The organism is Pseudomonas sp. KCJK9111 (assembly GCF_046231935.1).
Lineage (GTDB): Bacteria > Pseudomonadota > Gammaproteobacteria > Pseudomonadales > Pseudomonadaceae > Aquipseudomonas > Aquipseudomonas parafulva_B.
The window spans coordinates 1-4,802 of record NZ_JBJJMO010000112.1; the positions used below are offsets into that span (position 1 = coordinate 1).

Below are 4,802 nucleotides of genomic sequence, written 5' to 3' on the forward strand. Positions count from 1 at the left end.
ATTTGCTTGGGGCTGCCACGGCTTGTGGCAAGCCTCGAAAAAATATTTTCCTCTAGAACTAACTTTGGGCTTGGGGTATTGCTTAGCTTCCGCATTTTTCGTCTTCGTTTCCTTTCTGGCTGACATACACCAAAGCGCTGCGACTATGCAAGGCGAGAGTCAGAACATATCAAGATCACTGTAAGATATAGCGAGAAAAAGCCGTAGCCATTAAGTGGGACGACCAGTAAATCCGAGGTTTCCGAGCTGTGGCAAGCAACGAGATAGAGCGCGCCCTCCATCACTAGAAAGGCTGATGGTACTGTGGGGGGCTAGACCGAGTTGCGGCTCGCTTCAAGCCAGCAATCGTCCTCCAATGGCAGCTATGGCACGAAAGCGGTCAGTATCGTGTCCGGGATTAGGGCAATCCGACCGTTGCCATCCAGCCCATTGAGAGAGCAAGTCAATGGCCGCCGATTGTAGGAGGCCATCAACGCTAAGTCGCTAAGGTGGGTTCGACTGGGTGCAGACGCGGATTCAGCCATATAGTTCGCTGTAGACAGCTGAAAATGATCCTGGATCGCAGTCTTGTATCAGCCGCACGTCACATCTCATTCAATTGCGCACGCTCTTTGCGCGCCGCATCCCGCTGCTGGTCTATCTAAAGGGCTAGATCGGCAATGTGTATGCCCATAGCGCTCTTCTGGCTCAATTCAAGTCGGGTGATAGGCAGCTTGATTTCCCCGGGCAGCACCTTGCGTTGGAATATGAGCGGCATGAGGTGCGTAATGTAGTCAGCGCATACCTGTTCGAGTGAGATGATCGACGTACCGTTGTACTACACCATCAAACCAGAGGCTGGGATCACGGCTGCCCCTCCTGTCGACGGCATGTTAAGCACCAGTCACCTGGCCTAGCGCCTCGGCAACACGGCTGAGCTGCTCGATCATCCGGTCTACGCATCGTTGTCGGCTGGCTGGTTCTGGCAGAAAGAGGGACTGAATAACGTCGCGCACAAAGGCGACCTCTTGGCCATCACCAAGCGCTTCAACGGCGGTACCAATGGCCTGGAGGATCGAAAGGCCATCTACGCGCGAGCGCTTGAGGTGCTGCAGTGAACGGGTGGGTCTCCCGCCTATTGGCTGTCGCGGCGCTGCTGCTCGCCTGTGCGGTTGGCGCTCGAGCAGCTTGGGTTTGGCAGGCTAACGCATACAACGCGCAGCTTGCTGGGCAGGCCGACGATTACCGCAAGCAGCTGGCAGAGAAGGATCGTATCAACGGCCTAGAGCGGGAGAGGGCGGCTGCCGCCGCGCTCGATCATCTAGCTGAACAACAGCAAGCCCGTAGCGCCCTGGAGGCTCGCCTGCAGGCCCAGGCACAAAACCACTGGAAGGAGATGGAAGATGCGCAACAAACTCAAGCTCGCCTGCGTGACCGGCTTGCTACCACTGATCTGCGGCTGTCAGTCCTCGTCGACTCAGGTGCCGTTGCCAGCTCGGGTTGTGTCGGTGGGCTGCGAGAAACCGCCGGCACCGGAGGCGTGGTACCTAGCGCCATTCGCGCCCAACTTGACCCAGCGCATGCTCAACGAATTATCGCCATCACCGATAAAGGCGACCGCGGGTTGATCGCCTTGCAGGCCTGCCAGGCCTACGTCCGCGAAATCACCAAGCAGTAAAAGAGGCGAGCCGGGAAGGATGCGTCAACATCCAGCCCGGCCCACCGAACCCGCAGACCCTTCCTGCAAGTCCAGCCGTGGCCTCTGCCTTGTGCACAAAGCGCGGCGAGCCTAACACCTGTTTATCTATACATTAAAGGCTTGCATACCTATGACCTCACCAATCATCCCCTGGATGGGTGGCAAACGCCGCCTGGCCGACCGCTTGATCCCCCTCTTTCCCCCTCATGAATGCTACGTCGAAGTCTTCGCTGGCGGTGCCGCGTTGTTCTTCATGCGCCCCCAGCCCGCCTCCGTGGCGGTGCTGAACGATTTGAACGGTGACCTGGTCACCCTCTACCGCGTTGCGCAGAACCACCTCGAAGAATTCATGCGCCAGTTCAAATGGGCGCTCAGCTCCCGCCAGATCTTCGAGTGGCAGAAGATGACGCGCCCCGAGACCCTCATCGATATCCAGCGTGCTGCCCGTTTCTTCTACCTGCAGCAGCATGCCTTCGGCGGCAAGGTCACCGGGCAAACGTTCGGTACCGCCACCACTGGGCCGGCGATCAACCTGCTGCGCATCGAGGAGAACCTGTCCGCCGCGTGGCAGCGCCTCGCCGGCGCCTACGTCGAGAACCTGTCCTGGCTCGCCTGCGCCGAGCGCTACGATCGAGCGCACACGTTCTTCTACATGGATCCCTCATACTGGCAGACAGCCGGCTACGGCGTCGACTTCCCCTTCGAGGAGTACGAGCGCATGGCTGACTTCATGCGGCGCTGCAAGGGTAGGGTGATGGTCAGCATCAACGACCATCCAGACATCCGGCGGGCATTTGAGGGTTTCCATTTCGAGTGCCAAGATATCCGCTACAGCAACACGAACCAGCGTCAGACCAAGGCGGAGATAACAAGGGAGCTGGTGATCATGAACTGGCAGCCGGCGTCATTAGGCAGCCTGTTCTGAGGATGTCCAGGTCCGGTGCTTTGATGCAGCTGTAGGTACCTTGAGGAGTTGTCGGGCGTTGGCTTGCTAGGCTCGGTTCTCAGAGAACTGGAGCGCGACTAGCTTGAATGTGATGATGGCATAGTGACATCTTGCCCGCGTCCGTCTAGCATTCATCGCCTTAGCAAGACCTTCGCCCGCGTCCATCTCCAGATTGGTATATCATTCCTGCTTTTAGCTCCAATGAATGCTTGGTTTGTGAGGGAAAGTAGACAGTTTCGATTGGTAGGTCAGTCGATGGGTGCTTGCCGCTTACAAGTGTATTTCCAAGTAAGATAAATAATGTAACTGCGGGACTATGTGGCCTTGTTGAACTTGAATGAAGATGCCGTTGCCAGTCGGCTTGAAAAGCCAAAAAGTCTGCATGAGGTCGCTAGCGACAAGTACTCTCCATTTGTGGAAAAGATGCAAGGGCTGTTAGTTTCTGGAGCTAATACTGGTCAGCATATAGAAAGGCGTTCAATAGTGAACGTTGTTGATATGAATGTTACATGTGCAGCGGAAGAGCTAATACCCCATAATATTCGGGCTAGCCAAGGGATATTCTTCACGGGTGATCAAATTGCTGAGAAGATAGCTCTGTCTCTGTTCGATGATATAGATGCGGGCGCTTCCTTTTTTGATCCGTCTTGTGGTGCAGGAAATTTACTGCTAGCCGTTGCTAAGCGCTTCCCAATAAAAAAATGCTTGAAAGATACTGTTGAGTTTTGGGGCGGACGGTTTGGTGGGTGTGATTTAAATGAAAGTTTTATTCTGGCAACAAAACTAAGGCTAGTGGCTTTGGCGTGTCAGCGTCATGGCGTGCACGAAATATCTAAGGCTGAACTTAATACGTGTCTTCAGTTTTTTTCTTTCTTTCATGTTGGTGATTATCTTGGTACCGCCCTTGGCGCGGATTTTGATTGCATAGTGGCGAACCCACCTTTCGGTCATATAGCAGCGTCTCAGGATGTAAGCTGGAGTACTGGAAAGACTCAGCAAGCAGGTGTGTTTGTTGCTCAGGCGCTGCATGTTGGTAAGCCTGGGCAAAAAATTGCCGCAGTACTTCCGGATGTACTTCGCTGCGGTACTCGTTACAATAAGTGGCGTAATTTAGTCGAGGCAGAATCTTCAATCACTGCCGTAGATGTGTACGGGCGTTTTTCTAAGAGTGTGGATGTTGACGTATTTTTGTTGTCGGTCATCGTGGGGGCGCGGTTCATAGATAGTCATGCTGATATATGGCAATCTGTGGTTGGAAATGATTCCCCGGCTTTTGTCAAACTCAAGGAACTGTTTGAGGTGCGAGTTGGTCCTGTAGTCCCGCACAGACTGAAAGATCAAGGCGTGCGAGTGCCATATTTGACTACGCAAGAAGCCCCGCCATTCTCAACGGTGGCTGAACTGCCTGAAATAAATTTCTCAGGTACCCTTTACTCGCCACCATTTGTTGTCGTTAGAAGAACCTCAAGTCCAAGCGATAAAAATCGCTTGGTCCCCTCGCTAGTCCAAGGCTATGGACCCCTTGCAGTGGAAAACCATCTTCTGATTATCAGTCCAAGAGATCGAGATATTCGAAGCTGCTTAGTACTAATGGATGACTTGAAAGACCCGCGAATTAATGAATGGTTGAATGCAGTTAGTCGATGCCGACATTTAACTACTAAAGTCCTAGCGGATATAGATATCGTCAGGGAGCGCTATGAGTAGTGTGCATTTTAGATTTTCTCCAAATATTTTAGTTAGGCTTGGTGAAGAGCTGAACCAAGGTGCAGATCAAAGCATATTGGAATTGATTAAGAACTCGTATGATGCGGATGCAACAAAGTGTGTGGTAGAGCTAACAGATACTGGGCTGCCGGGTGGGAAAATCGTTGTAACTGACGATGGTAACGGCATGACTAGCCCTAACATCAAAGACTCCTGGCTGGTTTTAGGGAAGTCAAGTAAGAACAGCCATCAAACTACAGTTTTGGGTCGCACGCCTTCTGGTAGTAAGGGGCTGGGGCGTCTCGCTGCTTTAAGAATGGGGCGGACTGTAAATCTTGAGTCTACTGTTGGTGATAAAGGTGTTACAAGTGTATTGAAGGTCAATTGGGATGCTTTCGATATCGCGGATACAGTTGAAGACGTAGATCTCAAAATTGAAGAAATTAGATCCGGTAGGCCTGCAGGTACACG

At 52.9% G+C, this 4,802-nt stretch carries 4 protein-coding genes and 2 pseudogenes; 5 read left to right on the forward strand and 1 reads right to left on the reverse strand.

Translation table 11 applies throughout. The features are described 5' to 3' along the window. Positions 1-640: 640 nt before the first annotated feature. Positions 641-817, reverse strand: a pseudogene (locus ACK59L_RS21225) (pyocin activator PrtN family protein); the annotation flags it as partial. A 79-nt stretch (positions 818-896) separates the two neighbouring features. On the opposite strand from ACK59L_RS21225, the pseudogene ACK59L_RS21230 reads away from it, so the two are divergent. From ACK59L_RS21230 to ACK59L_RS21250, 5 genes and pseudogenes are all read left to right on the forward strand, one after another. Then, positions 897-1,097, forward strand: a pseudogene (locus ACK59L_RS21230) (glycoside hydrolase family 19 protein); the annotation flags it as partial. A gap of 20 nt (positions 1,098-1,117) precedes the next feature. Next, a complete protein-coding gene (locus ACK59L_RS21235) occupies positions 1,118-1,657 on the forward strand; it encodes a lysis protein (protein WP_409275886.1) in 540 nt (179 codons plus the stop codon). 151 nt (positions 1,658-1,808) lie between these two features. Next, positions 1,809-2,603, forward strand: coding sequence for a DNA adenine methylase (locus ACK59L_RS21240; protein ID WP_409275888.1), 795 nt, complete (start codon positions 1,809-1,811; stop codon positions 2,601-2,603). A 345-nt stretch (positions 2,604-2,948) separates the two neighbouring features. Then, positions 2,949-4,331 carry an N-6 DNA methylase gene (locus tag ACK59L_RS21245; RefSeq protein WP_409275890.1) on the forward strand — a complete coding sequence of 461 codons (1,383 nt, stop codon included), beginning with the start codon at positions 2,949-2,951 and terminating at the stop codon, positions 4,329-4,331. Continuing rightward, the coding region (locus ACK59L_RS21250; RefSeq protein WP_409275892.1) for an ATP-binding protein at positions 4,324-4,802 on the forward strand (479 nt) is incomplete at its 3' end. The genes ACK59L_RS21245 and ACK59L_RS21250, both read left to right, overlap by 8 nt.